The organism is Corallococcus sp. AS-1-12 (genome assembly GCF_020036995.1).
Lineage (GTDB): Bacteria > Myxococcota > Myxococcia > Myxococcales > Myxococcaceae > Corallococcus.
Genome location: NZ_JAIQDD010000023.1, coordinates 16,002 through 32,889 on the forward strand (window position 1 = coordinate 16,002; position 16,888 = coordinate 32,889).

The following is a 16,888-nucleotide window of genomic DNA, read 5'->3' on the forward strand; positions in this document are numbered from 1 at the left end:
CCTGGCGCACGGGCGGCATGTGCCTTGCTCAACAGCGAGTCCTGTCAGGCCGACACGGGAATTCCTGGCTCCGCGTCCGGCCGGACCCGCCCTTGAGGATCGCCATGCACGAACGAACTGGCGGGGCCGTGCTGCCCCGACTCCTGGCTGTGTTGTGTCTGCTCAGCGCCGCGAGCGCTTCCGCGCAGCCCTATGAGTACCTGGCTGTCTATGAACCCATGTCGGAGACGGCGAAGCCCCTGCGCCTGACCATCTCCCCGAACGGTCTGCTCCCCGATGGCGGAGAACAACACCGGCTCGACCGGCTCGTGGTGCACTTCAAGACCGATGGCGTGTCATTGAGCGCCTTGTCCCTCTTCAGCCGGCTGCGCTTCAAGGCGGAGTCCGGCCCGGTCCAGGCGGAGACCGAGATCCTCAAGGAGAACATCGAGAAGCTCCCGGACCGGGAGTTCGTCCTGGTGCGCTGGCGAGGGGATGACCGGACCGAACCCGTCGCCAACGTCAAGATCACCGTGGAGGCCGTCTACACCGCGGAGTTCCTCTGCCTCCAGGAGAACGCCCTCCTCCAGGGTGAACGCAATGTGGAGCGCCTCCCGGTCCCCCACTTCTACAAGTCCGTCGCGGGCTCACCCCACAAGCCCTCCGACTGGAGCACCTTCAAGCGCTGGCTCATCCGGGACGGCGAGACGACCCCGCTGTTGATCTACACGTTCTGCTTCGACTCCCCGGACAAGGACCGGGGCGTCGTGGCCTGGAGCGAAGCCCAGAAGGACCCGCGCTTCCTCTTCGAGGAGAAGGACAAGTCCCTCCGGGCCTTCCGCCAGGCCCACAAGCGGGCGCTGTCCGACCGCATCGTCCGGCGGCTCAATGACCGCTTCTCCAGCTTCGGACGCTCGCTGGTGTCGGAGACCTCCGAACCGGACTACGACAACGTCCGCGTCGAGGTGAAGGACTCCCTCTCGCTCGCCATCGTCAAGAGCGTGGGCTCGCTGTTGCTCGTCGAGGAGGCGGGCGGCGCGGTGCAGCCCCTGGCCGACCTCATCGACCAGGACGCCGAGGTGGCCCTCCGGCTGGGCTACCCCCACTGCTACCAGTTCCCCTATGGCTCCATCATGAAGAGCCCCTGGGTCTTCGAGCTGGAGGTCCCCGACGGCAAGGACGGCAAGACGCGCAAGGCGAAGGTGGACCTGGGCTTCCAGGACGGGTGCACCCGGAAGCTGCTGGTCCCCTGGAAGGACTACCTCAACCAGCGCGTCACCTTCCGCGTCATCTACCGGGTCCCCGAGCGCGCGGACATCGTCGTCTTCAACGACTCCTTCAACGTCTACAACCTGGGGCTCATCACCACCGCGCCCATCATCACGGAGATCGTCTCCGCCGCGCAGAAGGCCTCGCCCCGCGACGTCGAGGCCACGTCCAGCATTCCCGTCTCCTTCGCCCTGCCCGTCAGCCCCAATCGCTCCGCCTCCGTGGCGGTCACCTTCCCCTTCACTGTCAGCTTCAACACGCGCACCTTTCCCAACCTGGCGGAATACTTCGCCGTGGCCCCCTCCATCTCCCTGGTCGCGGGAAGCGCCTCGACAAGCTCCGGGGAAGAGGATGCCAACGTCCGGCTGGCCCTGGGCGTGGGCGTCAACCTGGCCCGGGCCTTCCACTTCGGCTACGCGTGGGCTCCCTCCGATGGCGGCCGGTACGTGCTCCTGGGGATTTCCATCCCGGACCTGCTCCCGCTGTTGAAGAAGGGCGAGTAATAGTCCCCCGCCCGACCGTCGGTGTGCCTGCCGACGGACGGGCGTGTTTGGTGCGGCGCGGCGGCTTCAGTTACGGCATGGTGCGCCCGCGACGCAGTCCTGCGCGGGAGGCCGCATGACGACCGAGAAGATCGATACCCAGGCAATCAACACCATCCGCACGCTGTCCATGGACGCGGTGGAGAAGGCCCACTCGGGCCACCCGGGCGCGCCCATGGCGCTGGCTCCCGTGGCCTACCAGCTCTGGCAGCAGGAGCTGCGATACGACCCGGCCACGCCGAACTGGCCGGACCGCGACCGCTTCATCCTGTCCAACGGCCACGCGTCCATGCTGCTCTACAGCCTGCTGCACCTGGCGGGCGTGAAGCGCGTGAAGGACGCCCAGGTCCTGGACGTGCCCGCCGTGTCCCTGGACGACATCCGCAACTTCCGCCAGTTGGACTCCGCCACGCCGGGCCACCCGGAGTACCACTGGACCACCGGCGTGGAGACCACCACCGGCCCCCTGGGCGCGGGCGTGTCCAACAGCGTGGGCATGGCCATCGCCAGCAAGTGGCTGGGCGCCCACTTCAACAAGCCCGGCTTCGACCTGTTCACCCATGACGTCTACGCCCTCTGCGGCGACGGCGACATGATGGAGGGCGTGGCGTCCGAGGCCGCGTCGCTCGCGGGCCACCTCCAGTTGCCCAACCTGTGCTGGATCTACGACAGCAACCACATCTCCATCGACGGCAGCACCGACCTGGCCTTCACCGAGGACGTGGGCCGCCGCTTCGAGGGCTACGGCTGGCGCGTGCTCAAGGTCACCGACGCCAACGACCTGGACGCGCTGTCCAAGGCCTACAAGTCCTTCAAGGACGAGCGCGGCAAGCCCACGCTCATCATCGTCAACTCGTTCATCGGCTTCGGCTCGCCCAAGAAGCAGGGCTCCGCCAGCGCCCACGGCGAGCCCCTGGGCGCGGACGAAATCAAGGCCACCAAGAAGGCCTACGGCTGGCCCGAGGACGCGCAGTTCCTGGTCCCCGACGGCGTGCGCGAGCGCTTCCAGGAGCGCATGGGCGCCCGCGGCAAGGCGCTGCACGACGCGTGGGAGAAGTCCCTGGCGGACTACCGCAAGCAGCACCCGGAGCTGGCGCGCGAGCTGGACGCGCTGCTCAAGCGCGAGCTGCCCGAGGGCTGGGACAAGGAGCTGCCCGTGTTCCCCGCGGACGCGAAGGGCATGGCCACGCGTGAGTCCGGCGGCAAGGTGCTCAACGCGCTGGCGAAGAACTACCCGTGGCTCGTGGGCGGCTCCGCGGACCTGAACCCGTCCACGAAGACGTACATCTCCGCGTCCACGTCCATGAAGCCGGGGGAGTACTCGGGGCGCAACATCCACTTCGGCGTGCGCGAGCACGCGATGGGCTCCGTCGTCAACGGCCTCAACCTGAGCCACGTGCGCGGCTACGGCGCCACGTTCCTCATCTTCAGTGACTACGAGCGCCCCGCCATGCGCCTGTCGTCCCTGATGGAGATTCCGTCCATCCACATCTTCACGCACGACTCCATTGGCCTGGGCGAGGACGGCCCCACGCACCAGCCGGTGGAGCAGTTGATGTCCCTGCGCGCGGTGCCGGGCAACGTGGTGCTGCGCCCCGGCGACGCCAACGAGGTGACCGAGGCGTGGCGCTACATCGCGCAGCAGAAGCACCACCCGGTGGTGCTGGTGCTGTCGCGTCAGCCGGTGCCCACCCTGGACCGCACGAAGTTCGCGCCCGCGTCCGGCGTGGCCCAGGGCGCGTACACGCTGCTGGAGGCGGAGGGCGGCACGCCGGACGTCATCCTCATCGGCACGGGCACGGAGGTGGCGCTGGTGGTGGAGGCCGCGGAGAAGCTCAAGGCCGAGGGCGTGAAGGCGCGCGTGGTGAGCATGCCGTCGTGGGAGCTGTTCGAGCAGCAGCCCCAGGAGTACCAGGACCGCGTGCTGCCTCCGGGCGTGAAGGCGCGCGTCGCGGTGGAGAAGGGCGCGGCGTTCGGCTGGGAGCGCTGGGTGGGCCACACGGGCAGCGTCATCGGCATGCGCAGCTTCGGCGCGTCCGCCCCCATCAAGGCGCTGCAGCAGAAGTTCGGCTTCACCGTGGAGAACGTGGTGAAGGAGGCGCACGCCACCATCGCCAAGGCGAAGAAGCACTGAGACGCCTGTAGAAAAGAGAAGTGCCCCGGACCCTCCCCCGAAGGTCCGGGGCACTTCAGACTTCCAATCCCCCCTACGACTTCACCTCAGGCCGCGTAGAACACGGGGCGCGTGGGGCGCGGGTTGCTGACGAACTTCATCTCGTTGATCATCTTCTTGAAGTCCTTCTGATCGATGCCCGTGGAGCCCTGGGCCTGCGCGCGGGTGGCGTACTTCTCGTAGGTGTCGACCACCTTCTTCGCCTCCGGCGTGAGGCGGTCGTAGTTCTGGCGCGCCCACTTCATCGTGTCGGTGAACTCGGTGCCGGCCGCCTGTCCGTCCAGGTCGCCCGCGCCCTTCTCGATGGCGGCGGTCAGGTCGTTGCCCGAAATCTTGCCCTTCTTGGCGTCCAGGCCCTCCAGCGCGTCGCGCATGGAGCTGTCGTGGAAGGTCTTGAAGCCCTCCATCTTCTTGAACATGGCGTCCGCCTCCTTCTGGGTCATGCCCTCCGGGCCGGCCTTCTTCGCGGCCTGCTGGTAGGTCTTCAGGACCTCCTTCGCTTCGGGCGTGAGGCGGCTCTCGTTCTTGGCGGCCCACTTCTCGAACTCCTTCAGCTCGGAGGTGGAGGAGTGGCCGTCCGTGTCGGAGATGCCGTCCTTGATGGCCTTGGCGAGGTCCTCGCCGGAGATGGGGCCGCTCTGCTTGTCGAGCGCCTCCGTGGCCTTGCGGGCGCTCACGTCACCGGCGCCCACCTGGCGCAGCTCCTTGTTCATGGCGGCGGTCTCCGCGCCGGTGAGGCCGGTGCGGCCCTGGGCCTGCGCCGCCTTCGTGTGCTTGCGGTAGACGTCCAGGACCTCCTTGGCCTCCGGGGACAGGCGGCTCTCGTTCTTGGAGGCCCACTTCTCGAACTCCTTCAGCTCCGCGCCGCCGGCCTGACCGTCGTGGTCCGCGGTGCCGGCCTTGATGGCGCGGGCCATGTCCTGGCCGGACACCGTGCCGCCGTGGGTCTTGCTGTCCAGGTGGGCGAGCGCCTTCTTCGCGCTGGCGTCCCCCACGTCGCGCATCTCCGCGAGCATCTTCTTGAAGTCGCCCTGGGGGATGCCGGACTCGCCGCGCGCCTGGGAGAGCGCCGCGTACTTGCTGTAGATGTCCATCACCTGGCGGGCCTCCGGGGTGAGGCGCTCGCGGTTGTTGGCGGCCCAGTCCGCGACGGCGCGGTACTCACCGGAGGCGGCCTGACCGTCCAGGTCGCCGACGGCGGCCTCGATGCTGTCCGCGAACTGCTCCGCGCCGATGGAGCCGGAGGTCTGGTTCAGCTTGTTCATCTCCACCATGGCGCCCAGGTCCTTGGGCTGCCAGTTGTCACGCGGGCCCACGCAGCCGTGGCCGCGCGAGGAGAAGCGGTCACCCAGGTGCGCGTGGCGGGACTGCAGGTCGTGGAGCTGCGACTTCAGGCCTTCCATCTGCGACTTCATGTTGTTGAGGGTGGCCTTCATCTCCGCCGCCTGCTTCGCCGGGGACGAGGTGCCGCGCAGGACCGCGAGCTGCTTGTCGTTGACGGACGCCTTGTTGATGTTCGCGGTGACGGTGGACTTGATGGTCATTTTTGATCTCCGGGTGGAGCGGCTTCCGTTGCGGAAGCGGTCATGCCGGGACCTATTGCTCGCGTCGTGCCAGCCCGCCGGGCCAGCACACCCTGAAGGATTCCCTGGGGTTACGCGGCGATGACGCGAAAGCCGGGGTGGTGACAACAGTCACCAGCGGTGATGACTGTCACCATCCCCCCGCCCCCGGGGTGGTGACGAAAGGCATCACTTCCGGCGCGAGGGCTTGAGCGCCTTGCGCACGCGCTGCTTGCCGGCGGGGCGGGCCGCGACGTGGACGTAGCCCCGCTTGAGGAAGAACGGGAGCGTGCCCGTGTAGGCCATGCCGTTGCTGATACGCGCCGAGCCCCGGGGCGGTTTCACCGGATAGCCTTCGAGGGTGGTGGCGCCTTCACGACGCACCACGGCCTCCACGGCGGCGAGCAGCGCGGTGGCCACGCCCTGGTTGCGCCAGTTGCGGTGGATGAAGAAGCAGGGCACGGAGGTGACGGCGTCCGCGTCGTCACACTTGAAGCTGGGGGCGCGGTCCAGGCGCGAGAAGTGGCGGCGCGGGCCGAAGGTGGCCCAGCCCACCGGTTCGCCTTCCGCGTAGGCGAGGATGCCTCTGGCTTCTCCGCTCGCGACCAGGGCCTTGAAGCGGCGCTTTGCTTCGGGGCCTCGGACGTCGTCGTAGCGCTCGCCCTCCGGGATGCGCCAGTACATGCACCAGCAGCCGCCGCAGGCGCCGTTGGGGCCAAAGAGCTTCTCGAGGTCGGGCCAGAGCTCCGGGGTGAGTTCCACGGTCTTCAGGTCGGGTGGGGCCATGGGGCGTCCGTTCTAGACGCCGCCGCGCAGCTCTGTCTCGGGCCAGAGGGCGCCGTCCCGGAGGGTGAGCAGGAAGGTCAGCTTCCCCTGGTGGAAACCGCGCACCGGGCCCGGGGGCTCCGGGTAGCCCGGGGGCAGGCGCCAGTCCGGGGGCTGGAGCGGCGTGGCTGCGATGGACTGGCCCTGGCGCAGGGCGCCCACGTCCTGATCCGTGAGGGCTCGCGAGGACGTCCAGGGGAGCAGGTCTCGGCCGTGCCGTTCGATGCGCGCACCACCGGGGCCCGGGTCCTTCCACGGGCCGATGGCCGTGCGCTTCAGCGCGGAGAGGTGCGCGCCGCAGCCGAGCGCGCGTCCCAGGTCGCGGGCCAGGGAGCGGACGTAGTAGCCGCCCCGGCAGGTGAGCTCCAACGTGCTGGCCCCGGGCAGGTCGTGCGCGAGCCAGCGCGCGGTGTGCAGGTACACGCGCGACGGAGGCAGGACCACGGCCTCGCCCCGGTGGGCCTTGCGGTAGGCGGGCTCGCCTCCGAGCTTCTTCGCGCTGGTCGCGGGGGGCACCTGGTCCGTCCAGCCGAGGAACGGGCGCAGTGCTTCATCGAGGCGCTCGGGGGTGAGCGCGGTGGGGGCTCCCTGGTGCACGGGGCGGCCGTGCAGGTCTCCGGTGTCCGTCTCCGTGCCCCACTCCACGCGGGCCTCGTAGACCTTGGGCGCCGCGTGCAGGTGTTCGAAGAGGTGCGTGGCCGGGCCCACCAACATGAGCAGCAGCCCTTCCGCGAATGGATCCAACGTGCCGCCGTGGCACAGCGCCGTGCGGCGGCCGGGCCGCGTCGCCTGTGCTTCCTCCTGGAAGGCCCGGACGGTGGCGAAGCTGGTGGCGCCCACGGGCTTGTGCGTGAGGTAGAGGCCAGGGGTCATGCGTCGTTCCCGTTCCGCTTCACCGTCGTCGCGCCCGACGGCTTCTCCAGGTGCACGGGCGAGGTGCCGGTCTTGTCCGCGATGACGCGCGCCAGGGCCTCCGCGTGCGTCGTCACCCAGACCTGGCTGTGCTCGGAGGCGCGCACGATGAGCCGGCCCAGCGGCTCCAGCAGGTCCGGGTGCAGGCTGGTCTCCGGTTCGTTCAGCGCGAGGAACGGCGGCGGCCTGGGGCTGAGCAGCGCCGCCAGCAGGCAGAGGTAGCGCAGCGTCCCGTCCGACAGCTCCGGCGCGGACATGGGCCTCGACAGGCCGGGCATGTGCAGGAAGAGGCTGAAGCGGCCGTCCTCCGCGCGCACCTCCAGCCTGGAGCCGGGGAAGGCGTCCTCGATACCCTGCTCCAGGGCGCGGTCATCGCCAATCTCCCAGACGGTTTGCAGCGCCGCCGCCAGGTCGCGCCCGTCCGGCGCGAGCACCGGCGTGCGCACGCCCACCTGCGGGTGGCGGGGCAGCGCGTCCGGGTCCGTGCGGAAGTGGTGGTAGAAGCGCCACGCGCTCAGCGTGCGCTGGACCTCGCCCAGTCTGGGGAAGCGGTGCGGTTCGGAGAGCTGATCCATCACCGACTCCGCGCCCCACAGCTCCGTGGGGAACGTGATGCGCTTGCCGTCCGCGTCGCGGATGAAGGCCGTGCGGTCCTTGCGCTCCATCAACACCAGACGCCGGCCTCCGGCGTGCGCCCAGAGGTGCTCCTCCTTCACCTCCGGATCCAGGGTGAACATCGTCTGGGGTGGCGACGTGGGCACCACGCCGCACTGCAATTCGTAGGTGAGGTCGTCCAGGTCCACCGTCACGCGCAGGCGCACCGGCTTCTTCGGGTCTCGCGGGCCGGCCCACATCACGCTGGGTGTACCGCCCTCCTCCGCCAGCGTGCGCGCGAGCCGGCCCTCCGCCGCCGCCGCGAGCAGGTACAGCGCGCGGTACAGGTTCGTCTTGCCGCTGCCGTTGGGCCCCACCACCACGGTCACCGGCCCCAGCTCCAGGTGGAGCTGACGCACGGAGCGGTAGCCTGCGATGTCCAGACGCGTGAGGGCCATGAGGTACGCGCGAGCCTATCCGGCCCGGGGTGCTTCCGGGGGGGTCACGCGGCCGCGGCCGCCCCTGAGCTAGACTCTCCCGCGGCTTCGCGCCGGCCGTGGACCGCGAAGCCTTCGCGCAGGAGCCTCCACCCCATGACGTCTTCCCTTCGCCTCCTGGGCACGGGCCTGTTCGCCTGCGCCCTGTCCCTGTCCGGCTGTAGCGACGCCAACCCTCCCGGGCCGGGACCGTCGGATCCGAAGCCGGCCGCCGAGCTCACCGACTACGTCGACGTGGTCCCCGACGAGCCCTGCATGGACGCGAGCTACGTGGAGCCCCGCGCGAACTGCTCCGACCCGGCCAGCTTCAACCTGACCGGCTGCGACCTGGCGGCGGTGCGCGCCGTGGAGCCCTCCGGCGTCTACCAGGCCCTGCTGCGCTACACGTCCGCGAGCGCGTTCGGCGCGGGCTTCCGCCTGGACACCACGCCCAGCTTCCTGGGCAGGCCCCTGGTGCGCAACGAGGTGGGCCCCCAGGGGTTCTTCATCACCGGGGAGTACGTCACCTCCGCCAACAAGCATCAGCGGTACGCGCTCGCGGGCTGCCGCGTGCCGGAGCCCGGCCGCATCACCGGCTGCTTCGTGCGCTGCACCGACGGCGTGCCGGATTACTCCGGCACCTTCGACGCCCGGCGGATGAACCTGGCCCACGAAGCGGACACCGGCGCCCGGCCCATGCGCCTCGTCTCCGAGACCGCCGTCCCGGTGGGCGACCCCGTGGACGTCTACGTCACCAAGGGCCACGCCTACGTGGTGTCCCTGCCGCGCGGCAAGGAGGAGCCCGGCGGCCTGAGCGTCATCGACGTGAGCGACCCGGCCCACCCCGTCCTCGTCACCCGCCTGAGCCTGCCCAACGACAACTACTGGAATGGGGTCTGGGCCAAGGGTGACGCGCTCTACGTCGCCAGCGGCGACTCCGGCGTCATCGTCTACGACATCACGAACCCGGCGGACCCGCGATACGTGCGCGCGCTGCCCGGCGGCGCCATCAACGTGCACACCGTGTTCGTGGACGGCGACCGGCTGTACGCCATGTCCCCGTCCCCCGGGGGCGTGACGCTCGTGTTCGATGCGTTCCTGCCGCTGGAGCCCTCCCTGGCCGGCCGCATCAACGTGCCCCACGAGCCGGGCGCCTACCCGCATGACGCGTTCGCCTATCGGGGGCGGCTCTACATCAACCACTCGACCACCGGCTATGTCGTCGTGGATGTCACCCGCACGGACGTGACGCCCGTGCTGGGCACGTACGCCTTCACCGGCCAGTACAGCCACGCGAACGCGGTGGGGACCTTCAACGGGCGCACCATCGCCTTCGAGGGCGGCGAACGCCCCGGCGCGCACCTGCGCGTGCTGGACGTCACCGACCCGGCGCGCATCCGCCTCCTCGCGGAGGTGCGCAAGCGCCGGCAGACGTCCATCCACAACATGGTGCTGGTGGGCACGAAGCTGTACGTGGCCTGGTACCACGAGGGCGTGCGCGTCTTCGACGTGGCGGACCCCGAGCACCCGAAGGAGGTGGCCGCCTTCGACTCCTTCCAGGAGGCGCACCCGCGCAGCACCGACAGCCTCTACCAGGGGGCCATCGGCATCCGCGTGCCGGGCGACGGGTACGTGTACGCCGTGGACCTGTCGCGCGGGCTGCTGGTGCTGGCGGAGCCGTGACGCGCGGGCGTCACTCCGTTTCGATGCGGTTCCGGCCGTTCTCCTTCGCCCGGTAGAGCCGGGCGTCCGCGGCGCGCAGCAGCTCGTCCAGGGTGGTGCCGTCCCGCGGCGCCACCGCGAGCCCCGCGCTGAAGGTGACGTGGAAGGTCTCGCCCGCGTCGCCCTCGAAGCTCATCGCCGCCAGCTCCTCCGCCGTGCGGGAGAGGATGTCCTTCGCGCTCTCGGCGGACTCGCCCAGCAGCGCGACGACGAACTCCTCGCCGCCCCAGCGGGCGCGCAGGTCCTCGCGGCGGAAGCGCGCCCCCAGGAGCCGCCCCAGCCGCATCAGCACGCGGTCCCCCGCGAGGTGGCCGTGCTGGTCGTTCACCTTCTTGAAGTGGTCCACGTCCAGGAAGCACAGCGCCAGCGGCTTGTCGCTCCGGCGCGCCTCCGACAGGCGCGTGCCCACCGCCTCCACGAAGGGGCGGCGCAGCATCAGGCCGGTGAGCGCGTCGCGCTCCGTGCGCTCGCGCGACAGCCGCGCCCGCTCCAGCCGCGCGTGCACGCGGGCGCGCAGCTCCTCCTTCAGCACGGGCTTGGCCAGGTAGTCATCCGCGCCGGCCTGGAACGCGGCCAGCCGGAACTCCAGCCCCACCTGCGCGGTGATGAGCAGGATGGGCAGGTCCTGCCACTCCGGCGTCAGGCGCAGGATGCGGCACAAATCAAACCCGCTGGGCCCGGGCATCTGCACGTCCAGGAGCAGCAGGTCCGGGCGGTGCTGCGCGAGCGCGTCCAACAGGCCGTACGCGTTCTCCAGCCCCACGACCTCCACGGCGTCGCTCACCAGCACCTGGGAGAGGGCGCGCACCGCCTCCGGGTCGTCATCCACCACCATCACCTTCGCGCGCTCCAGCCGGCGCGTGGCCACCAGCCGCTCCGCCGCGGTGGCGAAGTCCTGCTGGGTGAAGGGCCGGGGCAGGAACAGCGACGCGCCCGCGTGCGCCGCGTGCACGCGCTCCTGGAGCCCCCCTCCCGAGCTGGAGAAGGCCAGCGGCAGGGACTGGTGGCCCTCCATCGCGCGCAGGGCGCTCGCGGTGGCGAGCCCCGCCGGGCCCATGTGCAGGAGCGCGCCGTCCACCCACTGCCGCTCCGCCGCGGCGCAGGCCTCCTGGGGCGTGGCGGCCGTCACCACGCGCACCCCTTCGCGCTCGCCCATCTGGCGCGCGTCCGCGAGCACGGCCGCGTCCTCGTCCACCACGAGCAGCGTGCCCATGGCGGAGACGACGGCCTCCTCCGGCTCCGGCTCCGGGGCGAGGACCGGCAGCGACACCCGGTCCTCCAGCGCGCGGAAGCCCGCGTCCACCCGGGCCCAGTCCAGCGCGCCCCCGGTCTTCACCGGCCGGAGCGCGTCCTCCAGCGCGCCCGCCGCGATGCTCACGTCGCGGAAGCCGTAGCTGCCCGCGGTGCCGTGCAGCTTGTGCACGGCGTTGTAGGCCTCATCCAGGGCCGCCGCGTCGCCGTGGCGCCCCTTGCCGAGCAGGGCCTGGAGCGTGGCCAGCCGCTCCGGCAGCTTCGCGCCGTAGTCCGCGCTCAAGAGGGCCAGGCTCGCCGCGAAGTCGTCCGCGGGCGCGGGGGCGTCCGCCTCCAGGGCCTCCCGTGGCGGGGGCGGCGGCCGGGCCGCCGCGAAGAGCTGCTCCAGCCACACCGCCAGCTCCTCTGGCCGGTAGGGCTTGTGCACCACGCGCGCCACGCCCAACTGGCGCGTGAGCAGCTCGTGGCTCTTCAGGTCCTTCCAGAAGGCGGAGGCGAAGAGCACCGGCAGGTCCGGCCTCGTCTTGCGCAGCTCCCGGATGAAGTCCGCGCCCGTCATGCCCGGCAGCAGGCCGTCCACGATGGCGGCGTCCACCGGCAGGGACCGGAGCACCTCGCGCGCTTCGTCGGCGGTGCGCGCGGGGGTCACCTGGTAGCCCCGGTCCCGCAGGAAGGTGCAGACCAGGGCCTGGAGGTCGCGGTCGTCCTCCAGGAAGAGGAGCGTCTTGTCACTGCGCGCGGTGCTCATGGCATCGCCTTTCGAGGCTCGGCCGCGGCGTCGCGGCGGGCCAGCAGTCCGTTGAGCAGCTCCCGCACGGAGGCCACCAGCTCCTCCTCCGAGGCGCGGGCCTTCGTCAGGTGCCGGGTGATGCCCAGCGTGAGCTGGCGCTGGTCGGTGCGCGACAGCTCGCGGCCGGTGAAGACGATGAGCGGCGTGGCGCGGCCCTTGCCCTGGCGCAGGATGTCCACCACCTCGAAGCCGTCCAGCCGGGGCAGCCCCACGTCCAGCACGATGAGGTCCGGGGGCGTGTCCCGCGCGAGCGCCACCGCGCTCTCCCCGTCCGCCGCCTCGATGCACAGCGCGCCCAGCCGCTCGAACTGCGCGCACAGCACCCGGCGCGTGGTGGCGTCGTCGTCCACCACCAGCACGCGCGCCTGGCCCGGCTGGCGCATGGCGTATCTCAGGGTCTTCAGCAACCGGGCTTCCTCCACGGGCGTGGGCAGCCAGTCCACCACCAGCGCGGTGCCCATGTCCTTCGCGCCCGGCTGCGAGCGCCCGGACAGGGCCAGCACGGGCAGCTCGCGCGTGCGCGGGTGCTCCCGCAGGCGGCGCACCCAGTCCAGCACGGGGCCGTCTGGCATCCGCGTGTCCACCAGCAGCGCGTCCGGCGGCGCGTGCTCCACCGCCTGCATGGCCTCCGCGAGCGTGGCGGCGCGCACCGCCCGGTAGCCCTCGTGCGACAGCAGGCCGCGCAGGAGGGCGGACAGCTCCGCGTCCGCGGTGACGATGAGCACGTTGTGGCGCGACTCGTCCCGGGGCAGCGGCGCGGCGGCGGGCGCGCGCAGGGCCTCCAGGGTGAAGTGGAAGGTGGCGCCCTGGCCCGGGGGGCTCGACACCTCGATGCGGCCGCCGTGCTGCTCCACGATGGCCTGCGAGATGGCCAGCCCCAGGCCGGTGCCGCCCTTGGAGCGGGTGTCGGACGCGTCCAGTTGCTGGAAGCGGCCGAAGAGGCGGGGGAGCTTCTCCTCCGGGATGCCGGAGCCCTGGTCCGTGACGCTGAAGCGCACCCGGCCGTCCGCCGTGAAGCCGGCCGCCACCATCACGGAGGCGCCCTGGGGGGAGAACTTGATGGCGTTGGAGACCAGGTTGGTGAGCACCTGGATGAGCCGGTCGCGGTCGCCCTTCACCTGCGGCGCGCCCTCCACGTCCGAGCGCAGGGTGACGTGCGCCGCCTCCGCCATGCCCTGCACGCCCGCGAGCGTGGCCTCCACCAGGTCCTGCGCCGGCTGCGGCTGGAGCTTCAGCTCCAGCATCCCGGACTCCATCTTCTCCAGGTCCAGGATGTCGTTGATGAGGCGGATGAGCCGCTCGGTGTTGGTGCGCGCGATGCGGACCATGTCCAGCGCCTGCGCGGGCAGCTCCCCCACGATGCCGTTCTCCAGGAGGCCCAGCGAGCCCCGGATGGAGGTGAGCGGGGTGCGCAGCTCGTGGCTCACGGTGGAGACGAACTCGTTCTTCATCCGCTCCACGGCCTTGCGCTCCGTGAGGTCGCGCACGAAGACGGTGGTGCGCGGCGGGCCGTCCGCGTGCACGCGCGCGAAGGTGAGCTCCGCGGGGAACACGTCGCCGTCCGCGCGCAGGCACGGCGTCTCCAGGCGCGCCGCGCCGCCGTCCTGGAGGAGCGCGGCGTGCACGGCCTCCCGCCGCGCGGCCGGCAGCGACGCGGGCAGCGCCAGCGTCAGGAAGTCCGCGCCCACCGCCCGCGTGGACGGCAGGCGGAAGTGGGCCTGCGCGGCGGGGTTGAACTCCGCGACGCGGCCGGACTCGTCCAGCACCACGATGCCGTCCGGTGACGCCTCCAGGATGGCGGCCTTGCGCGCGTCGCTGGCCCGCGCCTCCGCGCTCGCGGCGGACAGGGCCTGGGTGCGCTCCGCCACGCGCGCCTCCAGCCCCCGGTTGAGCTCGCCCAGCGCCGCGGACGCCCGCGCCAGCCGCACCAGCACCACGAGCACGTAGCCCACGAGCAGGAGCGACACGCCGAAGAGGACGATGCGCGTGCGCTCCGCGCGGGCCTGGGACTGCGCCTGGAGCTGGAGGTAGGTGGTGATGAGGCGCTCGGCCTCGCCGGTGGCGCCGGGGTCCAAGAGCGCCTGGAAGGACGCGTCCGTGGCGCGCTGGAGCGCCATCAGCTCCCGCGTGCGGGCCTCCAGGGCGTCCAGCGCGGCGAGCGCGGGGGCGGCCAACGGCTGCTCCTCCCGCGCCCGGGCCAGGCGCGCGAGCGAGGCCTCCACGCGGGTGCCCGACGCCTCTCCCGGCGCGCGCGAGGCGAGCAGCACGTCCACGTCCATGGCCTCCACGTGCGCACGCGCCGGGCCCGGGGGCAGCGCGGCGGCGGTGGCGGCGACGGCGCCGGGATGGGCCTCGCGCAGTCCAGCGAGCCGCTGCTCCTTCTCACGGGCCGCGGCCAGCAGGACGCGCGAGCCCTCCAGCGTGCGCAGGTACGTGTCCAGCGAGGCGTTGAGCGAGCGCAGGCCCTCCGCCGGGAGGGAGCCGGGCGCGGCGCGCAGTTGGCGGGCGCGGGCGGCCAGCGCGTCGAAGTCCCGGCCGGAGGCGCCGTGCAGTTGGGCCATGCCCACGCGCTGGCGCAGCACGTCCTGCTCCAGCTCCGACGTGGCCACGCGCAACTGCCGCAGTTGGGTGCGGTAGCGGTCGTGGTCGGCGGTGGAGCCCGGGCGGCCCAGGACGAACAGGGCGCACAGCAGCACCAGGGCGCCGGCGGCCAGCGCGGCGGAGCGCTTGGACAGGCGCGGTTCCATCAAGGCACCAGGAGGCGGATTTCCCGTGGCAGGGTCATGGGGTCGAACGGCTTGCCGATGACGCCCACCGCGCCCAGCTCCAGGTAGCGCGCCACCTCCTGCTTCTGGACCTTGGCGGTCATGAAGATGATGGGCGTGTTCGCGGTGGCGGGCTGGGCGCGCAGCCGGCCGAACGTGGTGGGCCCGTCCATGCCGGGCATCATCACGTCCAGCAGGATGAGGTCGGGGCCCTCCTGGCCCGCCTTCTCCAGGGCCTCCGCGCCGGAGGACGCGAGCACCGTCTTCCAGCCCCCCACCCGGCTCAGGCTCAACTGCCCGATGGTGCGGATGTCGTCCTCGTCGTCCACGAGCAGGACCTTCTCGATTTTCGCCATGGGAGGGGGTGCTCCGGGAAGCGGGGTTTGGATCGCGTTACGGAAGGCGGGGCAAAGTGGATGTCCCTCAGGCGGCGTCGGGCCCGGGTTCGCACTCCGGCAGGTCGAAGGAGAAGCGGGTGCCTTCACCAGGGGAGGTGGTGAAGCGCAGGGTGCCGCCCATGCGGGCCACCAGCCCGTGGGCGATGGACAGCCCCAGGCCGGTGCCGGGGCGCTTGCGGGTGTCGGACGCGTCCGCCTGGGCGAACTTCTGGAAGACGCGGGCCTGGAAGGCCTCCGGGATGCCGGGGCCGCGGTCCTGCACGCCCACGCGCAGCACGCCGTCCTCGCGGGTGAGGAACAGGGTGACGCGCTCGCCCTGGGGGGAGAACTTGATGGCGTTGGAGAGGAGGTTCGCCAGCACCTGGATGAAGCGGTCCTCGTCCACGCGGGCGCGGGCGTGGGGGACGGCCACCTCCGCCTCCAGGCGCACGCCGTATTCGTCCGCGTAGCCCTGGTGGGCCTGGAGCGCCTGGGCGAGCAGCGGCGCGACCTCCGTGGGCGCCAGGTTCAGGTCCAGCCGGCCGGACTCCATCTTCTCCAGGTCCAGGATGTCGTTGATGAGGCGCAGCAACCGTTCGCTGTTCTTGTGGGCGATGCCCACCATTTGCGCCACCTGCGCGTCCAGCGGTCCGACGATGCCGCCATTGAGCAGGCCCAGCGAGCCCCGAATGGAGGTGAGCGGCGTGCGCAGCTCGTGGCTCACGGTGGCGATGAACTCGTTCTTCATCCGCTCCACGCGCTGGCGCTCCGCCTCCAGGAGGCGGGCCTGGGTGACGTCGCGGGCGACGGCGTAGAGCAGCCCCTCCTCCGGGTCCGGCACGGCGTTCCACTGCAGCCAGCGCCAGGAGCCGTCGCGGCAGCGGGCGCGGTGCTCGAACTGGAGGACGGGGACGCCTTCGTGCGCGCGGGCCAGGTGCCGCGCGGTGGCGGCGCGGTCCTCCTCCAGGGCCAGGTCCACCAGGGACGTGGTGTAGAGCTCCGCGTCGGAGAAGCCCAGGGTGCGGCTCCACGCGCGGGACAGGCGCAGGAAGGTGCCGTCCATGGCGGCGATGCAGAGCATGTCCACGGAGACCTCGAAGAAGCGCTCCTGCTGCTCCAGCGCCGTGCGGGCCTCGCGCTCGTCCAGGGCGTTGAGCTCCCCCTCCGCCCAGGCGGCCATGTCCGCGAGCGCGGCGCGGTCCGCGTCCGGGAAGTCCCGGGGCCGGGAATCAATGAGGCACAGCGTGCCCACGCGGCTGCCGTCCGCGGCGCGCAGGGGGTGGCCCGCGTAGAAGCGGATGAAGGGGGCGCCCAGCACGAGCGGGTTGTCGTGGAAGCGCGGGTCCTTCAGCGCGTCCGGCACGATGAAGGTGGCCGGCGACAGGATGGCGTGGGCGCAGAAGGACTGCTCGCGCGGCGTCTCCAGGACGTCCAGGCCGTGGCGCGCCTTGAACCACTGGCGGTCCTCGTCCACCAGCGACACGAGCGCGATGGGCACGCGGAACAGGTGCGCCGCGGCGCGCACGATGCGGTCGAAGCGCTCGTGGGCGGGCGTGTCCAGCAGACACAGCGAACGCAGCGCCTGGAGGCGCCGCGGCTCATCCGCGGGCGTCGGAGGTGGAAGCATGGCTTACCTCGCGTGCTACTCCAC

11 protein-coding genes are annotated in these 16,888 nt (G+C 71.6%); 3 read left to right on the forward strand and 8 right to left on the reverse strand.

What is annotated here, in order from left to right:
- Positions 1–104: 104 nt before the first annotated feature.
- Together K8556_RS28290 and tkt are read left to right on the forward strand one after the other, a co-directional pair.
- Positions 105–1,751 (forward strand): hypothetical protein, encoded by a 1,647-nt coding sequence (locus tag K8556_RS28290; RefSeq protein WP_223743225.1) that lies wholly within the window; start codon positions 105–107, stop codon positions 1,749–1,751.
- Positions 1,752–1,866: 115 nt separating this feature from the next.
- Positions 1,867–3,924 carry a transketolase gene (gene tkt, locus K8556_RS28295; RefSeq protein WP_223743226.1) on the forward strand — a complete coding sequence of 686 codons (2,058 nt, stop codon included), beginning with the start codon at positions 1,867–1,869 and terminating at the stop codon, positions 3,922–3,924.
- Between the two features lie 86 nt (positions 3,925–4,010).
- Here the strand turns inward: tkt and K8556_RS28300 are convergent, their stop codons facing one another.
- The 4 genes from K8556_RS28300 to K8556_RS28315 all read right to left on the reverse strand — a co-directional run bounded on the left by K8556_RS28300 (position 4,011) and on the right by K8556_RS28315 (position 8,314).
- Positions 4,011–5,507, reverse strand: a complete 1,497-nt coding sequence (locus K8556_RS28300) for a hypothetical protein (protein ID WP_223743227.1) — start codon at positions 5,505–5,507, stop codon at positions 4,011–4,013.
- 207 nt (positions 5,508–5,714) lie between these two features.
- Entirely contained in the window at positions 5,715–6,311 is a 597-nt protein-coding gene (locus K8556_RS28305; RefSeq protein WP_223743228.1) for a GNAT family N-acetyltransferase, read from the reverse strand.
- 12 nt (positions 6,312–6,323) lie between these two features.
- Complete coding sequence (truB, locus tag K8556_RS28310; RefSeq protein ID WP_223743229.1) at positions 6,324–7,223, reverse strand: tRNA pseudouridine(55) synthase TruB; 900 nt, start codon at positions 7,221–7,223, stop codon at positions 6,324–6,326.
- Complete coding sequence (locus K8556_RS28315) at positions 7,220–8,314, reverse strand: AAA family ATPase (RefSeq protein WP_223743230.1); 1,095 nt, start codon at positions 8,312–8,314, stop codon at positions 7,220–7,222. The genes truB and K8556_RS28315 overlap by 4 nt, the downstream gene beginning before the upstream one ends.
- Before the next feature lie 135 nt (positions 8,315–8,449).
- On the opposite strand from K8556_RS28315, the gene K8556_RS28320 reads away from it, so the two are divergent.
- Entirely contained in the window at positions 8,450–10,015 is a 1,566-nt protein-coding gene (locus K8556_RS28320) for an LVIVD repeat-containing protein (protein WP_223743231.1), read from the forward strand.
- Between the two features lie 10 nt (positions 10,016–10,025).
- Here the strand turns inward: K8556_RS28320 and K8556_RS28325 are convergent, their stop codons facing one another.
- The 4 genes from K8556_RS28325 to K8556_RS28340 all read right to left on the reverse strand — a co-directional run bounded on the left by K8556_RS28325 (position 10,026) and on the right by K8556_RS28340 (position 16,864).
- A complete protein-coding gene (locus K8556_RS28325; RefSeq protein ID WP_223743232.1) occupies positions 10,026–12,053 on the reverse strand; it encodes a response regulator in 2,028 nt (675 codons plus the stop codon).
- Positions 12,050–14,842, reverse strand: a complete 2,793-nt coding sequence (locus tag K8556_RS28330) for an ATP-binding protein (protein WP_223743233.1) — start codon at positions 14,840–14,842, stop codon at positions 12,050–12,052. The genes K8556_RS28325 and K8556_RS28330 overlap by 4 nt, the downstream gene beginning before the upstream one ends.
- Positions 14,842–15,216 carry a response regulator gene (locus K8556_RS28335; protein WP_223743234.1) on the reverse strand — a complete coding sequence of 125 codons (375 nt, stop codon included), beginning with the start codon at positions 15,214–15,216 and terminating at the stop codon, positions 14,842–14,844. The genes K8556_RS28330 and K8556_RS28335 overlap by 1 nt, the downstream gene beginning before the upstream one ends.
- A gap of 67 nt (positions 15,217–15,283) precedes the next feature.
- Positions 15,284–16,864 carry an ATP-binding protein gene (locus K8556_RS28340; RefSeq protein WP_223743235.1) on the reverse strand — a complete coding sequence of 527 codons (1,581 nt, stop codon included), beginning with the start codon at positions 16,862–16,864 and terminating at the stop codon, positions 15,284–15,286.
- Positions 16,865–16,888 lie beyond the last annotated feature (24 nt).